Raw genomic sequence first — 263 nt, 5'->3', positions numbered from 1 at the left:
CGACGAGCTCGGTAGCCTGGAAACCCAGGAAACCACGCTGCGCCAGCAGTTCGAGGACGAGCAGAAGAAGGCGGTCAACCTGGAGCCGCTGAAGCAGCAGCTGGCCCAGATGGAGCAGGTGCTGCAGCAGATGCTGCGCCAGCTGCCCAGCAAGACCGAGATGCCCGACCTGATCATCGACATCTCGCAGACCGCGCTGTCCAGCGGCCTGGCCAACGAGCTGTTCCAGCCGGGTGCGGAAACGCCGAAGGAGTTCTACGCCG

General features: G+C 64.6%; 1 protein-coding gene. It reads left to right on the top strand.

All coding sequences use genetic code 11. The features are described from left to right. A partial coding sequence (gene pilO / locus SB753_RS38260) for a type 4a pilus biogenesis protein PilO (protein ID WP_410805319.1) occupies positions 1 to 263 on the top strand: 263 nt, incomplete at both ends.

The organism is Paraburkholderia sp. SIMBA_053 (genome assembly GCF_046534895.1).
In the GTDB taxonomy this organism is placed as follows: domain Bacteria; phylum Pseudomonadota; class Gammaproteobacteria; order Burkholderiales; family Burkholderiaceae; genus Paraburkholderia; species Paraburkholderia caledonica.
The sequence above is the reverse complement of the archived record's forward strand: the minus strand, read 5'-3'. Positions and strand labels throughout refer to the sequence as shown.